This is a genomic window from Rhodococcus sp. NPDC055112, assembly GCF_053607505.1.
Window position 1 is genome coordinate 16,476 of the sequence record NZ_JBSGTR010000026.1, and the last position, 1,977, is coordinate 18,452.

Genomic DNA, 1,977 nt, shown 5'->3' on the forward strand with positions numbered 1-1,977 from the left:
CATCACGAAGGAACCAGCCTCGGCTGGCAGGGAGGATCAAGATGGCAGCGGGTACGCCAGGCGGGGACACACCGAGCGCGCACACCTTGGTGATCATTCCGACGTACAACGAGCGGGAGAACATCGGTCTGATCATCGGCCGCCTGCACGCCGCGCTCCCGAACACGCACGTGCTCGTGGTCGATGACGGCAGCCCGGACGGCACCGGCGACCTGGCCGACAAGCTGGCCGAGCAGGACTCCGCGGGCCGGATCCACGTCATGCACCGCACCGAGAAGAACGGACTCGGCGCGGCGTACGTCGCCGGCTTCAACTGGGCGCTGGCGCGCGACTACCGCGTCATCGTCGAGATGGACGCGGACGGCAGCCACGCCCCCGAGCAGCTGCACCGGCTGCTCGACAAGATCGACGGCGGAGCCGACCTGGTCGCGGGATCGCGCTACATTCCCGGCGGATCCGTCGTGAACTGGCCGAAGCACCGCGAGTGGATCTCCAGGGGCGGCAACATCTACTCCCGGCTGGTGCTGGGCGTGAAGATCAAGGACATCACCGGCGGCTTCCGCGCCTACCGGCGCGAGGTGCTCGAAGCGCTCGACGTGAACACCGTCGAGTCACACGGCTACTGCTTCCAGGTGGACCTCGCCTGGCGTGCGCTACAGAAGGGATTCACCATGGTGGAGGTGCCGATCACCTTCACCGAGCGCGAGTTCGGCGAGTCCAAGATGGACGGCGGCATCGTCCAGGAAGCCTTCTTCAAAGTTGGCGGCTGGGGCATGCGCAACCGGTGGAACAAGGCGAAGGCGCTGTTCGGGAAGTAAGCAGGGAATCGGATACGACAACGCCGCCCCCGGGGGATCTCCCCGGGGGCGGCGTTGATGCGTTCGGGCGAAGCCCGGCGCCGAGACTAGGCTCCGCGTCGCTTGGTCTTCAGCAGGTCCAGACGCTCCTTGAGCAGCTCCTCGAGCTCCTCGACGGAACGACGCTCGAGCAGCATGTCCCAGTGGGTACGCGGGGGCTTGACCTTCTTGGCCTCCGGCGCGGTGCCCTCGAGCAGGCTGCCCTCCAGACCGTTCTTGCACAGCCAGGTGCCGGGGATCTCGGCATCGTCGGAGAAGGGGACATCGAACTCTTCGCCGTTGTCGCAGCGGTACCGGGCCATGCGGCGGGGCGCCAGGTCGTGGTCGCGATCGGTCTCATAGCTCACCGCTCCGAGTCGACTTCCTCGAAGTACGCGATCTGCCATGGTGGTGTCCTCTCCCTAGGTCGGCACGCGAGCGCGCTGGATCGGCAATAGGTCACCGATCAGCAGGCATTCACTCATCTTCAACGCCACGGACGCTGGAATGGTTCCCTGGCGTCGCACAGACGCAACCGCACCATCTTACCGGTTTGCGAATGCCGAACGGCACAGCGTCGTCGCCCGGCACGGCGCCATCGGCAGGCACAGTAAGGTGACTGTCCGTGGCAGGCTCCTCTCGCAGACTCGATTCGTGCGTGTGGTGTGGACGCGAGGTCGCCGACGTCGGCATCGGGCGACGCCGCCGCTACTGCCGTCAGTCCTGCCGACAGCGTGCATACGAACAGCGCAGCGCGGTCAAGGGCACCTCGATCCCCGCCGACGCCGTGGTCCTGACCGCAGACGAGGCGGCCGCGCTCGTGGATCGGATGTTCGAGGTCCGCTGCGCCGCGGAGGACGTCGAGACCGCCGTGTCGGAGGGCGCCGAGCAGTCCGAACTGGCGTCGTTGTGCGCTCGCCTGGTTCAGCTCGCGCGGGAGGCCGAGCGCTTCCGCTGATCCGGATGAGGGGCCGCCGCACGCGAACCCGCAGGCCATGGAACCAAAGGCCGAAACGGACGACAATAGCAGTCCACGGCCGATACTCTGTGTAACGCGGCCGACACAAATCTGGACATACAAAATAGTGCGCAACCTGCGCCGAATACACCTTCGAGTTTGTCTACTCGCTTGGGGAGTGCG

General features: G+C 66.3%; 3 protein-coding genes. 2 read left to right on the forward strand and 1 reads right to left on the reverse strand.

The genetic code is table 11. The features are described 5' to 3' along the window. Positions 1-41 precede the first annotated feature (41 nt). Positions 42-818, forward strand: a complete 777-nt coding sequence (locus ACWFRB_RS13825) for a polyprenol monophosphomannose synthase (RefSeq protein WP_452641705.1) — start codon at positions 42-44, stop codon at positions 816-818. An 86-nt stretch (positions 819-904) separates the two neighbouring features. On the opposite strand, the gene ACWFRB_RS13830 is transcribed toward ACWFRB_RS13825, so the two are convergent. Further along, a complete protein-coding gene (locus tag ACWFRB_RS13830; protein WP_027501343.1) occupies positions 905-1,243 on the reverse strand; it encodes an RNA polymerase-binding protein RbpA in 339 nt (112 codons plus the stop codon). A 218-nt stretch (positions 1,244-1,461) separates the two neighbouring features. On the opposite strand from ACWFRB_RS13830, the gene ACWFRB_RS13835 reads away from it, so the two are divergent. Beyond that, entirely contained in the window at positions 1,462-1,794 is a 333-nt protein-coding gene (locus tag ACWFRB_RS13835; RefSeq protein WP_452641707.1) for a hypothetical protein, read from the forward strand. Positions 1,795-1,977: the final 183 nt, after the last annotated feature.

Excerpts from the sequence above, each read along its gene's own strand:
- ACWFRB_RS13825 (WP_452641705.1), top strand. The coding sequence starts at position 42 with ATGGCAGCGGGTACGCCAGGCGGGGACACACCGAGCGCGCACACCTTG.
- ACWFRB_RS13830 (WP_027501343.1), bottom strand. The coding sequence starts at position 1,243 with ATGGCAGATCGCGTACTTCGAGGAAGTCGACTCGGAGCGGTGAGCTAT.